The following is an 18,826-nucleotide window of genomic DNA, read 5'->3' as shown; positions in this document are numbered from 1 at the left end:
CCTGAACCACTAGACCGTATGCATCCCAAGGCGACGATAGTGCTCAGGGGATACACGCCGCAGCCGCACGGCCAGAATGACGCCCAGCACTACGGCCAGAGGCACCAGGGAGCACAGCCCATACGCCAGCAAACCACTCGCTCCGGTGAGGACGTCGAAGTGCCGGATTGCCGTGACCAGTACGTAGATCAAGACGACGCACGAGATTGCAGGCAGTACCTGGGTACGCAGGCGGCTCTCGCCGCTTGATGGACGCTTGCGGAAAAAGCCGATCACCGCCGCGGAGGTAATTGCCATGAGCAGAATCACGCACAATGTGGCGACGTTCGACAGCCATGCAAAGCACTGCATAACCGGATCTGCGCCGAACATTGCAAAGAGACCAACCGCAACGACTGCAATGACTGTTTGCAGCAATGAGCCGATGTGCGGACTCTGGTGCGAGCCATGTGCCCGACCAAACTTCTGCGGCAGCAAGCGGTCACGACCACCGGCGAAAAAGTACCGGGCAGCCGAATTGTGGAAGGCCAGCAGACCAGCGTAGAGACTCACGATGAAAAGAACGCGAATCACATGCGTGAGTCCGCTCCCAACGTAATGATCAGACAGGCCGTAGATGAAAGTAGTCGGGTCCTGCATGGCCTGTAGCACGGACACAATCTTGCCTGCGCCCACACCCACGACCATCGCCCACACCGACAGCGAATAGAACGCACCGATCAGCAGTACGGCCACAAATGTGGCGATCGGGATAGATCGCTTCGGGTCTTTTGCTTCCTCACCGTAAATCGTGGTCGCCTCGAAGCCTATAAAGGCCGCAAAACAGAACAGCAAGCCGATGGAGGGGGACCCGCTAGATACGTTGACCGGCTTGAACGCGTCGAGATTGACGCCGACGGCCCCGCCCTTCAGCAGAATGCAGATGTCGAGAACAAAAATGGCGATGTACTCGGCTGTCACCATCACCGACAGCAGGCGCGCCGACAAATCGATCTGCCGGTAGCCGAGTATGGCGACACTCGCCATGGCGATAAACGAGTACGCCCACCAGGGCAGCACGACATGGAATGTCGCAACCATGGTGTCGGATACCACCGCACCGAACAGCCCATATACGCCGATCTGAATGATGTTGTAGAAGAACATGGCAAGTACGCCAGCGCCGCCGCCTGCGACTCCACCCAGGCCTCGACACGAAAACGCGTAGAAACCACCGGCATTGGCGACATGCCTGGCCATGGCCGTATAGCCCGCGGAAAAAACCAGCAGGATCGCGAGGGTGGCAAGCAACAGGGCTGGCGTACCCGGCCCATTGCCAAGCATGATGCCGATCGGAAAGGCACCGGCAAGAACGGCTAACGGGCTGGCCGCCGATATGACAAAGAAAATAATGAATCCGGTACTCAAGGCGCCCTGCCTGAGTCCGACAGGCTGTGGAACCTGGGTCTGCTGGAGCATCGTGCTCCCTCCGTCGTGTACGTAGGTCAGTGCGGCACTATGGCCGTGGATATCACGCCCGACGTGCAAAGCTATCGACCGCCTTGCGTGTCTCCGGTTGTGTGAGCTTGATCGTAGGGCGCTGGACCAGTAGGCGGTTAGCCCGAATCGGCACAAAAAATCAGTGCTGTCGTATACCCTGGCTAACGGACAAAGTGCGGGCGCGACGCGTGTTTGACGGTAATTCGCCGAACAGGTCGCGATAGTGGCGCGCGAAGTGGCTGAGGTGATAAAAACCCATTTCGGCTGCCGCGCCGCCTACACCGAGTGCATCGGGAGACGTGGTAGCCAGCCGGCGCCGGACGGCGTTCAGGCGAAGGCCGCGCAGGTATTCCACTGGCGCGCTACCCGTGACTGCGTGGAAACTGTTCTGTAACGCTCTGGGGCTCACCTTGAGCTGATTGCACAGGTCCGTAACGGTCAGAGTCACAGCCGCCCGGTCGAAGAGAAGTTCTTCGCTGCGCCTGACGAGCCAGGTACTTACCGCAAGCGAGCGACATCGTTCGGTCCGGCCCGTATGACCACCACTGAATAACTCCAGGGATCCAGACATGGCCAGATCAACCATGTCGTTATCCCCGCAGGAAGATGCCGCTAATCCATTCTGCCCTGCGGCTTGCTGAAGGACACCGCGCAGGCGTCCAGCAACTCGTGCGACTACCGGCACCGGCACTTCGATAGAGCCGGCATCGTCGATCTGACGCAACCGGGCATCGTCCAGGCAGGTGAGCGCCAGCTCACGAAATCGCGCGAAATCCAGATTGACGGAAAGCAACGTCGCTCCAGCGGGCATATGCAGATTGAACGGTTCGCCATTACGTAGCAGCGCGACCTGGCATACACCACTTGCGAGCGCCCAATCCTCGCTGTCGAACGTCGGGTCCTGCCACGACACTCCAATGCAAAGTCGCCCGGCAGGCGACCGGCCCCGCTGGGCGACACGTTTGTCGATCGACTCCAGAAACACCTGGTAGCCATCGCCGCATAGCTGCGTCAGTGTGCTGCGTGGCCGCCCGCATTCGAGCTGGTCGTACGTTTGTTGCCAGCCCAGCACCGCTGCCGAATGTTCAAGAACGTCAGTGTGAGACGTTACGAAAAGCTGCATGACCGCTCCTCGACGGAAGATGGACCGGTACCGGGGCTATCCCTCTGAAGAACGACCTTGAGTGACTGCCGACCGACCATTTGCTGTCCGTCAATTCAGACCAACACCCATATAGGATAGAGGATAAAAAAATTGTTGAACTCACGACAGTATTTTTTCTAAAATCCCGTGATGTGGATTTCATATACATTACACCTCGACCAGCAACGCCGCCTTCTGCCCCCCTCTCAGCGCCACGGACCACGCCATGTCAAGCCTCACCAAGATGCTCTCCATTCTGGATGTCTTTTCGTCGTCCGCCATGTCGATGGCAGCCGAAGAAATCGCGGAGCATATGGGTTTCTCGCGAACCACATGCTACCGGTACGTGAAGGAACTGGCATCGGTCGGACTGCTGGTCAGCAACAACGGTGTGTATACGCTCGGGCCACGCATCATTCATCTGGACTACAACATGCGCCAGTCGGACCCGACGCTGAATGCCGCAGCACCGATCGTTGAGAACCTGGTCCGGGTGACCGGTGGTGACGCGCTGATTTCCACCTTGTACGACGAGCAGATCATCAACGTCATGCACGAGGCCGGCGTGGAGAGTTTGCGCCTCGGCTTCGGACGTGGTCGCATCATGCCGTTGTTTCAGGGTGCATCGTCAAAGGTAATCGTTGCGTCGATGTCGCGGGCGCGACTCAAACGTCTGCATGGCCGGTGTCGCGGGGAGATGGGCGAATTCGGGGACTGGGCGACATTCTGGCGACACTGCCAGCATATCGTCGAGACCGGTTACTGGATCTCACGCGGTGAGCTCAGTCAGGGCTTTGTCGGCATTGCTGCGCCGATCAGGACCGAAAGCAGCGGCGAAATCAACAGCAGCGTGTCGCTGATCTTTCGCGAAGAGCATTTCGCGTTGTTTGACGAGGCCGTGTTGGGCAAACTTCTGCTCGACGCAGCCGCACGTATCGGTCACGCAACCTGACCGTGGAGGCAACGACGCACGCCAGGCTTCAAGACTGTCTTTGTCCCCGATGTTCATTGTCTTGGTTCAGTTCAACTGGGTGACAAATCGGGTCACCAGATAGCCATCGAAGGTCTCCGTGCCGCCTTCGCTGCCAAAGCCACTGTCCTTGACACCTCCAAACGGAATCTCCGCCGGCCCCATGCCGAAGTGGTTAATGTTGACCATCCCTGCTTCGAGCTCGCGGCCAATGTGGTGGGCATTGCGCGCCGACGTCGTAAAGGCGTACGAGGCCAACCCAAATGGCAACCGGTTCGCTTCGGAAATGACCGCGTCCATGTCATCGAAAGGAACAATGCCGACAATGGGACCGAAAGGCTCCTCGTTCATGAGCCGGGTATCCGATCCAGCCGCGAGTATCACTGTAGGAGCGTAGTAGTGCCCGAGCCCCTGAAGCCGGGCACCGCCGGCAACGACCTCTGCGCCCTTTGCCTTCGCGTCCTTCACGAATCCATCGATTTCCGCAACCCGTCGCGCGTGTGCGAGGGGCCCCATCGTCACACCCTGCTCCAGGCCGTAGCCGACCCGGATCTTGCTGACCTCTTCAAGGTAGGTCGCGACAAAGCGTTCAAATACTGGCCGCTGCACAAAGAATCGGGTCGGTGACACGCAGACCTGACCAGCATTGCGGAACTTGTATGCGGCCAGCATCGTGGCTGCGCGTTCAACGTCTGCATCGTCACACACGATCACCGGAGCATGGCCGCCCAGTTCCATGGTCATGCGCTTCATGTGCGCACCCGCCAATGTCGCGAGATGTTTTCCCACCGCCACCGAACCAGTAAAGGATATCTTGCGCACAAGCGGAGATTCGATCAGCTGTGTCGAGATTTCGCTGGGTACACCCCAAACGATATTCAGGCACCCCGAAGGCAACCCGGCGTCGTGAAAGGCGCGCGCAAGGGCGACGATGGCACTCGGCGATTCTTCGGGTCCCTTCAGTACGAGCGTGCACCCCGACGCCAGTGCCGCCCCGACCTTGCGGATCGCCTGGTTGAACGGGAAGTTCCAGGGCGAGAATGCGGCACACACACCGACAGGCTCGCGCAACACCGTTTGCTGGACATCGGGGGAACGCGCCGGCACAACGCGCCCGTAGATGCGTCTGCCCTCCTCGGCGTGCCACTCGAGATGCTCAGCGGACGACACAACTTCAGCAACAGCCTCATGTAGCGGCTTGCCCTGGTCCATCGTGATATGACGGCCAATCTCCTGCGCGCGCTCTCGGATCAGCGTCGCCGCCTTTCGCAGAATGCCGGAGCGCACCAGTGGAGATTCACGCTTCCATATGTCGAACGCGCGATGCGCGGCATCTACCGCGCATGCAATATCCTCGGGTTCAGCAAGCGGCAGTTCCCCAATCACCTGTTCCGTGCCCGGATCATAGACAGGGCGCATGCGACGGTGACCGGCCGCGTGGAACGCGCCGTCGATGTACAGGTAAAGCGGTGCGTAAGCTGAACCGGAAGCCGACGTCTGCGGCATGAACGACGTAAAAGGAATCGACACGGATACCTCGATGGTAGTTGTACAAGGTCGGTTGACTGTGTCGTACGCGACAGCAGACCGGCAGACCGGCGCGTTTGCCAATGGGCAATTCCGTACCTATCGGTCAACGGGCGAACTGCCAATTTCCTGTTTGAGAATCAGGTTCTCCTGTCTGACCAGCAGATGACGCACCTTGCCGCGGAAGTCCCTGAATCCGGCATCCGACATTAACGCTGTGCGACGCCTGGCACGTTCCTCAAGCGAATCGAACGGCCACAGGTAGATGAGCTGGTTGAGCGGCCCGATCTCGGTAGTGAAGCACCCCAGCATCCTGCCCAGAATGCGTTCCTGTGCAGCGCGGCCGTACTCGGCATACAGCGTGAGATATTCCGCCGTACCGCCCGGGACCAGCGTATAGATGCGCTGCTCAACGAACATGTGATTTCTCCAGCGATTGCGGCGCAAATACCTTGAAATGGCCAGTCATCCGCGCCATGCCGTATCGTCCAGACGATCAAGCCAGTAGCGCAACGCCACGTTAAAGATAGTGAGCTTGTCGTCGTGAACATAGTGGGTCGCGCCCGGAATGCTGAGCGCGTTGATGAGGGGATTGAGCGCCTCCATCTCCACCGCAACCATATCGGACAAAAAATCTGAATTGCCGCCACGCAGGACCAGTGTGGGCACCTGCAGACCGGTCACAACAGGCCAGAGATCGACCAGTTGCTCCGGCGTCGCCGCCAGTCGCGCGGCCGCAATGCCTTCCGCGTCATGACGCCAGACCACGCGACCGTCCGCTTCGGACTTAAGCGAGTGTTCCACCCGCGAATCGAGTGCTGCCGCGGAGATGTTCGGCCGCTGACGCCGCCAGAATGCCCGCGCCTCGTCCCACGAGGTGAATGCATCAGGTGTCGATTTGAGCTCGCGCTTGATGCGTTCCGAACCCGCCGAGCTGGCCGATGCTCCCGGTCCCATATCTTCGATGACCAGACCCGCGAGCCGGTCAGGATGGTCGCCGGCATAGACGAACGCATTCGCGCCCCCCATCGAATGCCCGAGCAGCACGAAGCGCTGAAGCCCGAGCGTCTCGATGAGCACCTTGAGATCGCGCACGTACGCATCGGTGTAGTAATCGCGCCGGGGATCCCAGTCGCTCGCACCGCGACCGCGCTGATCCAGTGCAATCACCCGGTAACGATCGACCAGCGCAGCAGCCACCGGCTCCCATGTGTAGGCATAGCTGCGTAGCCCATGCAGCATGACCACCGGCGGTGCATCAACACTTCCCCAGCTCACGTAACGCAGACGCAAGCCCTCGCTCGCGACCCACCCCTCTTGCACAGACATGTTCATCGTTTGCTCTCTACGCAACCTGCACAATCAGACCAGACCATCCTTGCCAACGATCTCACTGGCCTTCAGACCGCCCAGCCGCGCATGCAGGCGACCACGGGTTGCGAAAGCAAAGATCACCACGACCTCATCCGCATTGGGTGCGTCCGGAAACAGACAGGTAACCGTGTCGTAGTGTGAACGTACATAGAGTGCATCCTTATGGGCCAGCGGCACGTCGATCACGGTGTTAACCGGACCCCGCTTGCCACTGGACGGCACCCATGACTTGCCACCGCCCAGTGCCTCGCGAATCGGCTCCGCAAAGATCGACGTCAGAAACGCGTTGCCGTGCTCGTACTCGCCAGCAGAACCGACCAGGCACGCCTTGCCATAGCTCTCGATCTTCCTGTCTCCGGCCAGTTCCCTGATACGACGGGCGAACTCCGCGCCCAAAGCCGGCGACGGACGCACCAGATCGTCGAGGGTCTCACTGAATCGACCGGCGTACGGGTTATGCAACGCGGCGGCGATCACGATCTTGCGCAGTGGCTCGCCGTCTGCCAGCTCGCCGGTTTCATTTGCCAGCGAGTCTTCGATCTGCGTATACCACTTACGAATGTGATAACCCTCGAAATTTGCTTTCCTGCTCATGAGTCATGCTCCACAAGTTATGCGATGGCCTGGCGTGACGAGTCGGGTAGAACTCACTCGAATAGCGGATCCAGTTGCGTCGGGCTACTGGGTGCGTGGTACTGGTTCAGCACCCGCTTGCCCTCTTCGTCATCCTTGACGGTCTCGCAAAAGAATTCCAGGCGATTGCCGTCAGGGTCGGTAAAGTACACACCGATACCGACCTTGTGGTCGGTGATCTTGACGACAGACACGTTGCGCCGGATCAACATGCCGTAGAGGCGCCGGAGCTCGGTAAGGTCACCTTCGATCTCAAGGCCGTAGTGCTGCAAACCGATAGTGCCGAGCTCCGCGTCGGACACTGCGCGAATGAGTGCGATGTCGTGATGCTTCTTGCCGAACGACATGAATACCCATGGCTCGTCGCGTGCGGTTTCGATCATGCCAAGGACGTCGGCATACCAGCGACCTGAAAGATCCGGATCGCGTACAAACAGCGAAAGATGGGTGCGTCGCACACGCGGCGCGAGCAGCGGCAAGCCGTTCGCGTTGGCCCGATCGGCGCGCTGCTGTATTTCTGCTGGAGTCATCGTTTAGCTCCCCGGTCAATGCGTCGATTGAGCGTGGGCGACGAGCGGGGCCTCGAACGGCGTCCACGCCACTGCGGTGATTTCACTGAAATCACGCCATTCCTTCGCCCAATGCCGACCGCCATCGCGCGAGCAGAACAGGTGGCCGTACTTGGTGCCGGCATAAACGAGGTCCGGCTGCGCTGCATTCACCCCGAACGCCCAGAAGGTCGAGTTCGGCGGCGTAGCCAACACCATCTCGCCCCATTCGTAGCCACGGTTCGCGGAGCGATAGATGCGGGTGCGACTACCGGGCGTTCCGTCACCGATCGCCATCAGCAGATCGCCGTCGGGACGCGGCACCTGCGTCGCGGTGCGGGTGTAGTACAGCCCGTCGAAACGCTCCCTGGAGAGCCTGCCGTCCCATGTCAAACCGTCGTCTTCACTCACGTACACGGCGTTCACGGTCAGCACAAGTGTCGTCTTTGGCTTGGCGGCCGTAGCGGGCAACACGAGAATGGCGTGGATATCACTGTTGCGAATTGCCGAATCCGGGCCGTCGATGCGCGTCCAGTTTGCCCCGGCATCCCGGCTGCGCCATGCACCGCCCTCCTCCACGCCATACCAGACGTTGTTGCTGTCCTCGGGATCGACACAGATCGTCAGCAGACGGGGGCGGTGAACACCCGAACAGAATTCCGGGAGTACCGGTGCCGCCATGATCCACGTCTGCCCCGCATCGACCGATTTGAAAATCGCCGCGCGTGAAGGCGCTCCGGTGCCTGCATAGAGTACCGATGGGTTGTTCGGATCGATTGCGATCGACCATACCGTCTGGTCGTTCAGGATGTTGCTGGGGCGATGCCAGTGCGCACCACCGTCATCGCTGATGCACAGTCCCGAATCGGCACCCGCGTAGATCCGCGATGATGTGGCGGGATCCACGGCGAGTGCGCGCACGATACCGTCGAATTCGATCGGCTCGTCGAGCCCGAGGCGATGCCAGGTCTTGCCGTCGTCATTGGAGCGCAGGATGCCCTGCCCCGCGGTTGCGACCAGTACAGTTGACGTCATGGACGAATACTCCTTGTCTCAGAGGAAAATGCCGCGCGTCAGACCGCCATCACAGCCAATGGATTCGCCCGTGATCGACGCCGACCTCGGTGAGGCGAGAAACGCCACGATCCAGCCCATTTCCTCCGGCTGCAGCACGCGCCCTATAGGCGTGACCTTCACGTAGTTGGCCTCGACCTGTCCGGCCGTCAGCCCCTGCTTCTGCGCTTCGTTTTCGTAGAGCTCGTGGATATGCGGCGTCTCGACCACGCCTGGGTGGATCGTATTCACCGTGATGCCGTGAGGACCGAGCTGGTCTGACAGCGTCTTGGTCATGTGCACGATGGCAACATTGCGCATGCCGGAAAGCTGCTTGCTACCGCGACCGGTTAACCCACCGACGTTGATGATCCGTCCGAAGCCGTGATGACGCATGTAGGGGGCGGCGACCTTGGCACATCGCAGGTAGCCGACCACCTTGATGTCGATGTCCTGCAGCAGGCCCTGTGGGTCGGCATTTTCGAGCTCGGCGCGGACCAGGCCACCGGGATGCGCCGCACCGTTGAGCAGGATGTCCAGACGACCGAAGCGCTCGACCGTGGCGGCCATCGCCGCCTCGATTGAAGCCATGCTGGTCGTGTCCACGCTTACGGGCAAGATCGAGCCTGCGGCGTCGCCCAGCGGTGCAAGTGCATCGCGAATTTCGCTAGCGGCCGCTTCGAGATGCTCCATCCGTCGCGCAGCGATGGCGACATGCACACCTTCACGAGCCAGCTCAAGCGCAACTGCCTTGCCGATGCCCATGCTGCCGCCCGTGACGAAAGCGGCCTTTCCTTTGAGTTGCAGATCCATAGGTCGAATGTGAGAGTCAGGAGACAACAGAGGTAGCGTCAGGATCGTGATTCACGGCAGGCACATCTCGATCAGACACGGCCCATCGGTACGGGCCAGTGCAGCCTCAAGTGCCTTCGCAAGCGCCTGTGTCTTACTCACGCGCTCTGCCATTACGCCGTAGCCTTGCGAGAGCGCCAGCCAGTCGATGGCGGGATCGTCCAGCAGCGTGAGACGACGCGAGTTGGGCGCATCGGTTGGTAGTCCGCTACGCGCCAGTTCGGTTTGCAGAATTCCATAGCGCCTGTTTGAAGCGATCAACATGACGATGGGCAAACGCTCGCGGGCCATGGTCCACAAAGACTGGATCGTGTATTGCGCGCTACCGTCGGATTGCAGGGCAAACACGCGCCGATCCGGGCACGCGACGGCAGCCCCCAGTGCAACCGGCAGACCCTGGCCAATCGCACCACCGGTATTGGTCAGAATCGTGTGGCGGCGTCCGCGTGCCGACGCCGTGACGAACGGATAGCCGCACGTGCCTCCTTCGACGGAGACAATTGCATTTTCAGGCAAGGCGTTCGACAGAATTCGCCCTACCGCCTGCGGCGTGAGTGGTCCGTCGGCGACTGCCCAACGTTCGATCTCTACGCCACCCACATCCTGCGTTGCACCGATGTACTCGGCTAACGATTCGAGCGCCCGATCGGCAGCTTCGCCTGGTAACGCCAGCGTCATGATGTCTTCCGGCAGCGCGAGTTCGCCGGGAATGCCTTCATAGCCAAAATACGTGACAGGAGCGAGCGCACCGGCAAGTACGACCTTGCGCCCGGCGAGTGCTTCGCGGGCCGGTTCCGGGAAGTACGGCAGGCGGTCAATGTCGGGCAGGCCACCGCCGCGCTCAGTGCGAGCCGGAAACGTCTCACTGAAGCACATCGAACCTGTAGCGGCTGCAATGCGGGCGGCAGCCCGCTGGCCTCGCTCCGAAAGGGCCTGGCCACCCATCAGCAAGACCACCGGTGTCCTCGTGCCCAGCAGTTCAGCGACCTCGACAACACGTGCCATATCGAACGAGGGCGAGGTGATTCGGGGGCTGATGGTCGGCGTCGGCACATCCATCGTTACCGATTGCAGGTCAACCGGTAGCACCAGCGTCGCGACGCCACGCTGCGCGCTCATTGCGGCGGCAATGGCATCGTTCGTGTCGCGCGCCAGGTCAGCCTCGGTTGCCACGCTGCGGTACCAGACCGACACCGGACGTGCGAGAGACTCGATATCGGATGTGAGCGGTGCGTCGTACTTGAGATGCGCGCGCATGTGATCGCCCACGATGTTCAGGATGGGTGTGCGTGCGCGCCGCGCGTTATGCAGATTCGCGATGCCGTTGGCATGACCCGGGCCGAGATGAAGCAACGTCATGGCGGGTTTGCTTGCCATACGCCCGTAGCCATCAGCGGCCCCGGTGCATACGCCCTCGAAAAGACCCAGGATCGGACGCACGCCGGACACCCTGTCGAGTGCGCCGACGAAAGGCATTTCCGTGGTGCCGGGATTGGCAAAACAAACGGTAACGCCTGCGTCACGGGCCGTCTTGAGCACGACACAGGCACCGTTCTGTTGTTCAAGACCAATCTGTGAGATTTCCATGTGACAACGCGACCATCTATTTGGGTTGATATTACTATAATCCCTTAATTCGGGATTTGTCAAAACTTAGCGATGTAAGAATTCACGACACAATCGAATGATCGGCGTGGTCTGAAATCTCTCTTTGCCGGGTAATTCGATGAATTTCAGTTGCACATGAGGACGCGCCAATCCCATCACCTCGGCCCATGACACCGTGATTGATCAAACATTCCTAAATTTGGGATTTCTCACATCCCCGACGAAAGCACCATCACGCGATCGGGGATAGGAGAACTGCGCGGAACTACCTGCATGGATGCGGGTCTAGGACACGGCGTCAGCTTCGAGTGAGTGATAGCAACCGCGCCAGTGAATCAGCGGTGATTTGTTGGCGATGCGCGCTCGCATCACCCGACCCACAAAAATCGTGTGGTCACCGGCTTCGATTTCCCGTTCGACGCCGCATTCGATCCAGCCAACGCACCCTGCCACGAGCGGCAATCCCTCAAGCCCGACAAGCGACTCGATCTGCGCGAACCGGTCAACCGGTTTGCTGAAAATACGCGAGACGTCCTCCTGATCGGAGGCGAGGATATTGACCGCGAAGTGTTTCGCCTGACTAAAGATGGGATACGAATACGAGGTCGTCGTCAGGCTCCACTGAATGAGCGGTGGGTCCAGTGAAAGCGAGGCAAATGAACTGACGGTCGCACCGTACGGCGTCCCCTGTGCGTCCACCGTCGAAATCACAGTAATGCCGGTGGCAAAATGACCCAGCGCGTGGCGAAACACCACGCCAGCCGGATCTGCGTCCCGCGCGCGTGCATCAGAGGGTCGATTGGTATCAGTCATGATTCCTTCCTCGTCCCGAACTCACTTTTGCGACAAGTCCGCTGTCGACTGTTCCGCGACCGGCACAATGCCGCCAGGATCTCCTGCAAGCTCAAGTGCCTTATCGACCAGACGCTGCATATCCGGATCGCGATTGCTCAAGTAGTTCAGCGCGAGATTGCGAACCGGATCTCCTGCGTAGTAGCGCTCGTACTGCACGAGGCGCTGACCGAATGCTTCGCCGGCCAGGTCCCATGCAAGTTTGAACAGCTTCACGCGCTCGATGGACGGCATGCCGCCTGCCCCCTGGTAGTACAGCGCGAGGTCGTCGGATAGTTCAGGAGCGCGGAAATCGGCAGCGCTCGGCATGAGCATGAGGCCACCGGCACCAATGGTCTGCAGCACTTCGATGACGCGTGGATAGGCGGTCGAGAGCATCGCCCGAATCGCCTGCAGCGGAGCGAGCGACGGGCGCACTGTACCGACCTCGGTGAGCTCCGATTCATACTCGGACCGCACGAGCGCGCTCTTTACCTGTTCGACATAGCCGAGCAGCTCACCCAGCATCTGCTGCACGTGAAGGAACTGATCCGCCTTGATAGATTTCGCAACCGCGATAGCCACACCCACCGAGAATTGCATTTTGACAAGCGCGCGCGTGTTCGTCTGATGCGCGGTGTGGTTACGCACGGTGGTATGCGTGTGCAACTGGTTCGACAGTTCGACCTGACGGTAGCAAAAGACACGCTCCCACGGCACGAATACGTCGTGGAAGATGAGCAGTGAGTCGTTTTCTTCGAAACGGGTCGACAGCGGATGGTCGTAGCTCTCATGCCCTTCGACGTGGTAGGGGTCGCGGGAAATCTGGCGCAGACCCGCGACATCCGTCGGTACGGCAAAAACTATCGCGTGGTCTTCATCACCCGCCTTGAACTGCGGCAGGTTGTACATGATCAATTCGTCTGACACTGGCCCCAGCGTCGCAATCATTCTTGCCCCGCTGACGTAGATGCCGTCGTCGGTTTCCTTCACGACGCGCAGGTGCATGCCCGCCTGTTCAGACGACTGCTTCGAGCGGTCGTTCTGCGGCGTGATGAGCGCGTGGCTCAGAAACAGGTCGTTGTCGCGGATGTACTCGTAGTACTTCACGATGTTATCTGCGTATTTCTGGCCGCCTCTCGCGAAATCATGGCGTGCCTCCCAAAACGCCAGAAGCGTGACATTCAGGAAGTCCGGCGAACGGCCCATCAAACCGAAGTTCGTCTCTGCCCAGATGCGATAGGCTTCGCGCCGCCTGCGCAGATCCGCTGCGGACTTCGCCGGCATGAACGCAAGACCGGCGCGCTCGCCGGTTTCAGGCACGACGTAAGTCAGCCTGTCTTGCAGTTCCGGGGCATGTTGCGTGTCGTACAGCGCAGCGAGCTGCTCGACAGCCGCCCGGAACGCCGGATGGGTCGTTACGTCCTCGACCCGTTCACCACGTACCCATACGTCGCGCGGACGGCTTTTCAGACCTTCGATGAACTGCTTGCCTGTTCTGATACCCACGATTTATCTCCTGAAAAACCCGGCCGCCAGCACGAAGATGTCCTCTGGTTGGAGACTCCAGGCTGCGGTGCGTGATGTGATAGTAGCTATGCACCCGCTATTCAGGTAATGCGGTGTTTCTATACAGGCTATGCAACTTATAAATATCCGCGATAACCCTTTAAGCCCAACTTCTGAAGCGCTCCTTCTGGATTGCCGGCATGACCGATATCGACCGCTGGTAAAGGATTTCCGCGATTCTGGCGTAACCGGAAGAGAAGCAGACCGGGAGCAGGTTTCGGGTGCCAGCGCGCACTTCAGAAGAAGCTCAGTTCGCGTTGTGAGATATCATCAATTTACGGATGCTCGGCACACCGGTTAATCAATTGATGCATGACGGAGACGTGGCCATGGACTCGCGGCTGATCGAGTATTTCCTTCGAGTTGCCGAGCTTGGAAGCATCAACAAGGCAGCAACCGACCTTCGCCTCTCACAGCCGAGCCTGTCCCGGCATATCGCGCTGCTGGAGCATCAGCTTCGTGCCAAACTCTTCACCCGAACTCAGGATGGCGTCCAGCTAACTGAATCGGGCACCCTGCTGCGGGAGCGGGCACGCCCGGTTCTTCGGCAACTCGCGTGGCTGGTCGAACAGGTGGGCGACCGCGCAGCCGGGCAACTGTCCGTCGGGGCGCCGCCCTCATGGCAGTACATGTTCACCTCGAATTACGTCGAACGTCTCGTCAGGCAATATCCCGGTGTGTCGTTGCGTGTGCACGAAGGGGCAAGCCATGAGCTCAGGGAAATGATGCATGCAGGGATGCTCGATCTCGCCATTGTCCCGTTTGAAGGTTCTCCTCCCAACGGCTACGTCCATACACCGCTTATTCGCGAGCCCCTCGTTCTCGTCTCGAAGAAGGAATCCGGGCTGAGACCTGACAAGCCGGTGCCCTTGTCCCATATGCACAACCTGAGGCTCGCATTACCTGGCAAGCCGAACGTCGTTCGCACACAGATCGAGAACACCCTGTCGAGGAAAGGTTTTGAATTCACGAGCGCCTTCGAAATTGACGCCATGTCTCTGTCTATTCAGCTTGCTCGTCAGGGAGTGTCCGACACCGTCACTCCATGCTGCGCCATCAGCGGAAACCCTCGTCTCGAATCGGAAGTCTCATGGAGTCCGATTCGAGGCATGTATATGACGTGGGCACTGTGTGAGAACTCGGCTCGCTCGCACTCGCAGGCGGTTCAGGAGGGGCAGCGGCTGCTCTTTCAATTGGTGGACGAGATGGTGGCGAGTGGCAAATGGCTTGGCGCCGAACGCGCGAGCAAGACGCCGCCGGCTAGCACATTGGAGTTCATTGAGGGCGCGTGATTGCGCGAGGACTGTCCTGATTCCGGGCTGCATTTAAGAAGTAGCCGTTCATCGAACTGCTACGCGGAAAGCACGTTGTTGAATCAGGTCGCGCACGGCAGAGGAACCAAGCCCGTGTTCCTCTGCGCGCGCAGGTCACTATCTAGGCGCCAATCGACAAAAATCGGTATATCTAATAACTCGACTTATCAGATGTAGCGATTTTCCTGTCACTTGAGAGGGCCAATGTCGGTGGCTTGTTAAAGTTGATTTCGGAGGCTCCGGATTCATCGCGACTCCCTCCACGAAGGAAGCTCTGCGGATGGCATAAAAATGGTTGGGGGACGTGATCGCCGCGCCCTCCATTGTCATCCGCAAATCCGGCTAGCATTGAGTCGATATTGACATGACTTTCACGGTACGCGGTAAAGGTCCGTCGCGGTTTTCGCTTTCGCTGCTTCGACAAGTCCGCTGCATAGTCCTGGTACTGGGTAATCGCCATTGAGCGATATAGCCGCACACGAGAATCAAATTTCTGGTCCCGCTTCGCTTCTCGTCTGTGAGATCCGGCTTAAGTGGCCTGCCGCCGGCGATTTCCTCTCGGACAAGGCAGTCGGTTGCGCTGCGAGGACATGCCGCTCTGGAAGATCCGGCAAGTTGCTCCCCATGATCAAAGCAAATCGCAGGTTCTCGACTGTAACCACTGCATCTTTTACATGAAAATCGTCGAGCCAGTAACCATAGACCTGACATGATCACGCACCGCGGTTACCGCTTCTTTTCTTTGAGAGTTTCCCGTAGCTGCCTGCGTAGGACATTAGTCACCCGGTCGACGTCCTTCAGAGTGAAACGATCCATGTAGGCAACTGTCAGCAGCGTAAGTGGGTGAACACCCAGCACGCCTGCCAATTGCTCGATCTTTCCAAGTGTGGGCGATTTCATGCCCCGTTCAATCGTGCTTACGTATGTTCGACTGGAGACCAGTCCAAAATCTTCCTGCGTGACATCCGCAATTTCGCGAAGTCGTTTTAGTGCGTTGCCAAACTCGGCCCCGGAGCGCATGCAAGTCCTCCCATAAAGGACTTGATGTACTCATTTCGACCACTAAAGAACTACAATCTATAGTGTTCATTTGTTACCCTAGACGATCTCCCATGCGATCCGTAGCTGTACCGGATACAACTGCCGGGGACATGCACCGAAGATATCTCTTTGCAGGCACCGTTTGTCCGCGGGAACCGACGATAGGGGATAACGCGGTAGCAGGTCGACGGGAGGTTGGTTACCTCAAGGAGAATATGGATGTTAGTGACAGATGAGGCCTGGGCCGAGCGTAGCGCATCAAAGCGGCGGCTCGTGCCCCCCTACCAGGCATGGGACTGCGTGGGCTGGACAGACGAAACGACGAACTTCCTTGTGATCGCATCGCCCAATCGGCGCGGGGATACCTTCTTGCCAACCGGACGGCTACTGGCCGGTGCCGATGCATTGCTCGAGGCAGTATCTGAAGGCGAGCAGGATGACTTCCTCGTCTACGTACTGGATTGTGCCGCCGACGGTGCCGGTCTACACCTGCATCAGGTTGCCGGCATCTGGCGGGAACGCGAGACAAACGCGGGCGACGAACCCTGGAGATGGTATCTGACCAACCATAGTGAGTTAAGACCATGTACGCAAATGAGACGCTCTCTCGCATCGCCTCCAGAACTGGTAAACGAGCGGATCTTTGGGACTGCCGTTGCTGCTGGTGATCGGGATACCTGATGCTTTCAGGCGACATCGAGTCCACCGATGTCCTTTCTGACTGCCCCTGTATCACCAAGGTTGGATGCCCGCGTGTGACCTCAGGACCTCAACCCGGTGCTGCGTCCCGAGAATCTGCAAAGGAGCTCAGTGGGCACGTCGTTGTCGCGTGCTCGTGCAGATGCCATTACACGGCTAGCAGGTTTGAAAGAAATCCGGTGCGGAGAGAGGCTAGATCGCATCGCGTGCTGGAACCTGATGGCATTCCGGCATCACAGGTCGGGGAGTAAATAATGCTCGAATACCGGGAAAAGCTGGAACTGGAGGCGTGGGCGTGCCGGTGTGATCGTTGCGGATTGCGGATCCAGCTCGGTGAGCCTGGATGGGACGGGAAGCTGTCGATTGACTGGCATGAGGGTCCCGCTTCGCCTTTCGGCAACGGAGCGACAGTCAGTATCGATCTCTGCCAGAACTGTGCGCGCGATACCCTTGGTAAATGGCTGAGGATTGCCGAACCCGACATCCTGCCGATCGCGCGATCGTTGCCCGCAAGCGCTCTCAAGGGCATAGTCCAGCACGCAGGCGCTCCCGCGCCTATCGATGCGATGAGCATGACAGCACCTTCGCCGGGCCACAACCGCGATCAAACCTTGCTCGATGACTATCTTGAAGAACTACGTCGCGTATTGAGTGCGGCAATTGCCCTCTCAGGCAATACGCAAACAGCCATCGACTGGTTTCACAACAATGGTCTTGCGGTCTTTTCCGGCAAGACGGCCCAGGAGCTGATGGCTGAAGGTCGGACTACGGACCTGCTCAGATACATCGAATCGCTGCAGGCCGGATTCACGGGATAACAGTGCTGGACGATTGGGGTCACCCAGAGCCCGCGCAACGTCAACGCGGTCTCAAACGCGGCTCCGCAATACGAAGGCTTAGGCGGCGCCACCGGATGCCGGCGCCGCGGAGCATCACTACGACTGACTTTTTGATGATTTGCTGCCCAGCTAATCTGGCGATATTCGCTAACATGCACGGAACTTTTCAGCATTTGCTGCCCCGCGAATCTACCCTGCTTCACTAGACGCTGTGAAAAAAACCACTCCGGGTCAACAAGGCAGCGCACGGCTCGCCTACGAGACTGAGGTCGCAGACAGGCTGTGCGCCCTTCTGGTCAACACCACTGGCGGACAGATCACATCCCGACAGGCCAGGTGTCCGATCGGGAATGGACTCTGGCTTGATCTCCTGCTGACGCTTTCCGTCGGTAACGAATCTGTGAACATTGCCGTCGAAACGCTTCGTCACGCCTACCCGCGGGACATCCGCGAAACCATATGGAAACTGGACGAATACAGGCTGTCTGGCGACCCGGAGCGCCTGATCACGCTGGTCGCCGCCGGGTTGCTCAGCCCCGGTGCCAGGGACCTGCTACGCCGGCGAGGGATCGGCTATTTCGAGTTCAATGGCAATCTCAACCTGCGCTGGCGTAACTGGCTGATCAACATACAGTGCCCGGAACCCGTTTCGTCAGGAAGACACACTACGGAACTGTTCACCGGCTCACGCGAAAGGGTTGTTCACGCGTTGCTCGTACACCGGCAATCGTGGCTGACAGGCAGCGAACTCGCCCTGATGTCCCAGACATCACCCTACACGTGCTCAGTGGTGATGCAGGAACTGGAGCGGCGCGAATGGTGCGAGTCCAGCGGGGCCGGCCCCACCCTCAGAAGACACCTGACCGGGCCACGGCAATTGCTGGACGCCTGGGCGGAACGGTGGACGAGGCGTAAAGCACAACGCAGCCGCTGGTACACATTCATCGATTATCCCGGCCGGATGCTCGCGGAGCTGTCAGCACGAATCGAAAAAGGCAAGGTCGAGTCCGGCTGGGCATTTACCGGTACCGCGGCGGCAAATGCCTGGGCGCCGTTGCTGACGGCCGTTGACACCGCTGAGCTCATCATCCCGCCGGGACACATCGATCAGTTCACGGACGCACTGAAACTGACGCGGGCCGAGAAGGGGGCGAACGTCACCCTGGTCGAGCGGGAAGGTGCGAGCCTGCTGTTTCGCGACAGACACCCCGATGACACGTCCTGGTTCGCCAGTCCTTTTATCCTCTATCTGGACCTGCTCGATGGGCGTGGAAGAAACAGGGAGCTGGCACAACACGTTCTTGAAAAACTGGAGCTATAAGCCTGTCCTTTACAGGCAGGTGATG

General features: G+C 59.3%; 18 protein-coding genes. 5 read left to right on the top strand and 13 right to left on the bottom strand.

What is annotated here, in order from left to right; translation table 11 throughout:
• Positions 1-9: 9 nt before the first annotated feature.
• Positions 10-1,458: an APC family permease gene (locus tag M0D65_RS19170; protein ID WP_266254088.1), complete on the bottom strand. Its 1,449-nt coding sequence runs from the start codon at positions 1,456-1,458 to the stop codon at positions 10-12.
• Positions 1,459-1,618: 160 nt separating this feature from the next.
• On the bottom strand, positions 1,619-2,602 hold the full coding sequence (locus tag M0D65_RS19165; RefSeq protein WP_266254087.1) for a helix-turn-helix domain-containing protein: 984 nt from the start codon (positions 2,600-2,602) through the stop codon (positions 1,619-1,621).
• A 247-nt stretch (positions 2,603-2,849) separates the two neighbouring features.
• Between M0D65_RS19165 and M0D65_RS19160 the strand changes: the two genes are divergently transcribed.
• On the top strand, positions 2,850-3,575 hold the full coding sequence (locus M0D65_RS19160; protein ID WP_266254086.1) for an IclR family transcriptional regulator: 726 nt from the start codon (positions 2,850-2,852) through the stop codon (positions 3,573-3,575).
• A 66-nt stretch (positions 3,576-3,641) separates the two neighbouring features.
• Here the strand turns inward: M0D65_RS19160 and M0D65_RS19155 are convergent, their stop codons facing one another.
• The 10 genes from M0D65_RS19155 to M0D65_RS19110 all read right to left on the bottom strand — a co-directional run bounded on the left by M0D65_RS19155 (position 3,642) and on the right by M0D65_RS19110 (position 13,528).
• A complete protein-coding gene (locus M0D65_RS19155) occupies positions 3,642-5,099 on the bottom strand; it encodes an NAD-dependent succinate-semialdehyde dehydrogenase (RefSeq protein WP_266254170.1) in 1,458 nt (485 codons plus the stop codon).
• 120 nt (positions 5,100-5,219) lie between these two features.
• Positions 5,220-5,540 (bottom strand): NIPSNAP family protein, encoded by a 321-nt coding sequence (locus tag M0D65_RS19150; protein WP_266254085.1) that lies wholly within the window; start codon positions 5,538-5,540, stop codon positions 5,220-5,222.
• Positions 5,541-5,585: 45 nt separating this feature from the next.
• Positions 5,586-6,455: an alpha/beta fold hydrolase gene (locus tag M0D65_RS19145; RefSeq protein WP_266254084.1), complete on the bottom strand. Its 870-nt coding sequence runs from the start codon at positions 6,453-6,455 to the stop codon at positions 5,586-5,588.
• A gap of 27 nt (positions 6,456-6,482) precedes the next feature.
• Complete coding sequence (locus tag M0D65_RS19140) at positions 6,483-7,088, bottom strand: amino acid synthesis family protein (protein WP_266254083.1); 606 nt, start codon at positions 7,086-7,088, stop codon at positions 6,483-6,485.
• Positions 7,089-7,141: 53 nt separating this feature from the next.
• The gene (locus M0D65_RS19135; RefSeq protein ID WP_266254082.1) at positions 7,142-7,657 is read right to left on the bottom strand and encodes a VOC family protein; all 516 of its coding nucleotides are present in this window, start codon (positions 7,655-7,657) and stop codon (positions 7,142-7,144) included.
• A 15-nt stretch (positions 7,658-7,672) separates the two neighbouring features.
• Complete coding sequence (locus M0D65_RS19130) at positions 7,673-8,710, bottom strand: sialidase family protein (RefSeq protein WP_266254081.1); 1,038 nt, start codon at positions 8,708-8,710, stop codon at positions 7,673-7,675.
• Between the two features lie 18 nt (positions 8,711-8,728).
• Complete coding sequence (locus M0D65_RS19125) at positions 8,729-9,541, bottom strand: SDR family NAD(P)-dependent oxidoreductase (RefSeq protein ID WP_266254080.1); 813 nt, start codon at positions 9,539-9,541, stop codon at positions 8,729-8,731.
• A gap of 51 nt (positions 9,542-9,592) precedes the next feature.
• Positions 9,593-11,167, bottom strand: a complete 1,575-nt coding sequence (locus M0D65_RS19120; RefSeq protein ID WP_266254079.1) for an acetolactate synthase large subunit — start codon at positions 11,165-11,167, stop codon at positions 9,593-9,595.
• Positions 11,168-11,473: 306 nt separating this feature from the next.
• Positions 11,474-12,001 (bottom strand): flavin reductase family protein, encoded by a 528-nt coding sequence (locus M0D65_RS19115; protein WP_266254078.1) that lies wholly within the window; start codon positions 11,999-12,001, stop codon positions 11,474-11,476.
• Between the two features lie 21 nt (positions 12,002-12,022).
• The gene (locus M0D65_RS19110; protein WP_266254077.1) at positions 12,023-13,528 is read right to left on the bottom strand and encodes a 4-hydroxyphenylacetate 3-hydroxylase family protein; all 1,506 of its coding nucleotides are present in this window, start codon (positions 13,526-13,528) and stop codon (positions 12,023-12,025) included.
• Positions 13,529-13,917: 389 nt separating this feature from the next.
• On the opposite strand from M0D65_RS19110, the gene M0D65_RS19105 reads away from it, so the two are divergent.
• Complete coding sequence (locus tag M0D65_RS19105) at positions 13,918-14,880, top strand: LysR family transcriptional regulator (protein WP_266254076.1); 963 nt, start codon at positions 13,918-13,920, stop codon at positions 14,878-14,880.
• Between the two features lie 747 nt (positions 14,881-15,627).
• Here M0D65_RS19105 and M0D65_RS19100 read toward each other — a convergent pair.
• Positions 15,628-15,921, bottom strand: a complete 294-nt coding sequence (locus M0D65_RS19100) for a helix-turn-helix domain-containing protein (RefSeq protein ID WP_266254075.1) — start codon at positions 15,919-15,921, stop codon at positions 15,628-15,630.
• Positions 15,922-16,161: 240 nt separating this feature from the next.
• On the opposite strand from M0D65_RS19100, the gene M0D65_RS19095 reads away from it, so the two are divergent.
• From M0D65_RS19095 to M0D65_RS19085, 3 genes are all read left to right on the top strand, one after another.
• The gene (locus M0D65_RS19095; RefSeq protein WP_266254074.1) at positions 16,162-16,623 is read left to right on the top strand and encodes a hypothetical protein; all 462 of its coding nucleotides are present in this window, start codon (positions 16,162-16,164) and stop codon (positions 16,621-16,623) included.
• Positions 16,624-16,895: 272 nt separating this feature from the next.
• Positions 16,896-17,459 (top strand): hypothetical protein, encoded by a 564-nt coding sequence (locus tag M0D65_RS19090; RefSeq protein WP_266254073.1) that lies wholly within the window; start codon positions 16,896-16,898, stop codon positions 17,457-17,459.
• Between the two features lie 232 nt (positions 17,460-17,691).
• Positions 17,692-18,801, top strand: a complete 1,110-nt coding sequence (locus M0D65_RS19085; RefSeq protein WP_266254072.1) for a type IV toxin-antitoxin system AbiEi family antitoxin — start codon at positions 17,692-17,694, stop codon at positions 18,799-18,801.
• The last annotated feature ends 25 nt before the right edge of the window (positions 18,802-18,826 follow it).

Source organism: Paraburkholderia sp. CHISQ3 (assembly GCF_030464945.1).
In the GTDB taxonomy this organism is placed as follows: Bacteria; Pseudomonadota; Gammaproteobacteria; order Burkholderiales; family Burkholderiaceae; genus Paraburkholderia; species Paraburkholderia megapolitana.
The sequence above is the reverse complement of the archived record's forward strand: the minus strand, read 5'-3'. Positions and strand labels throughout refer to the sequence as shown.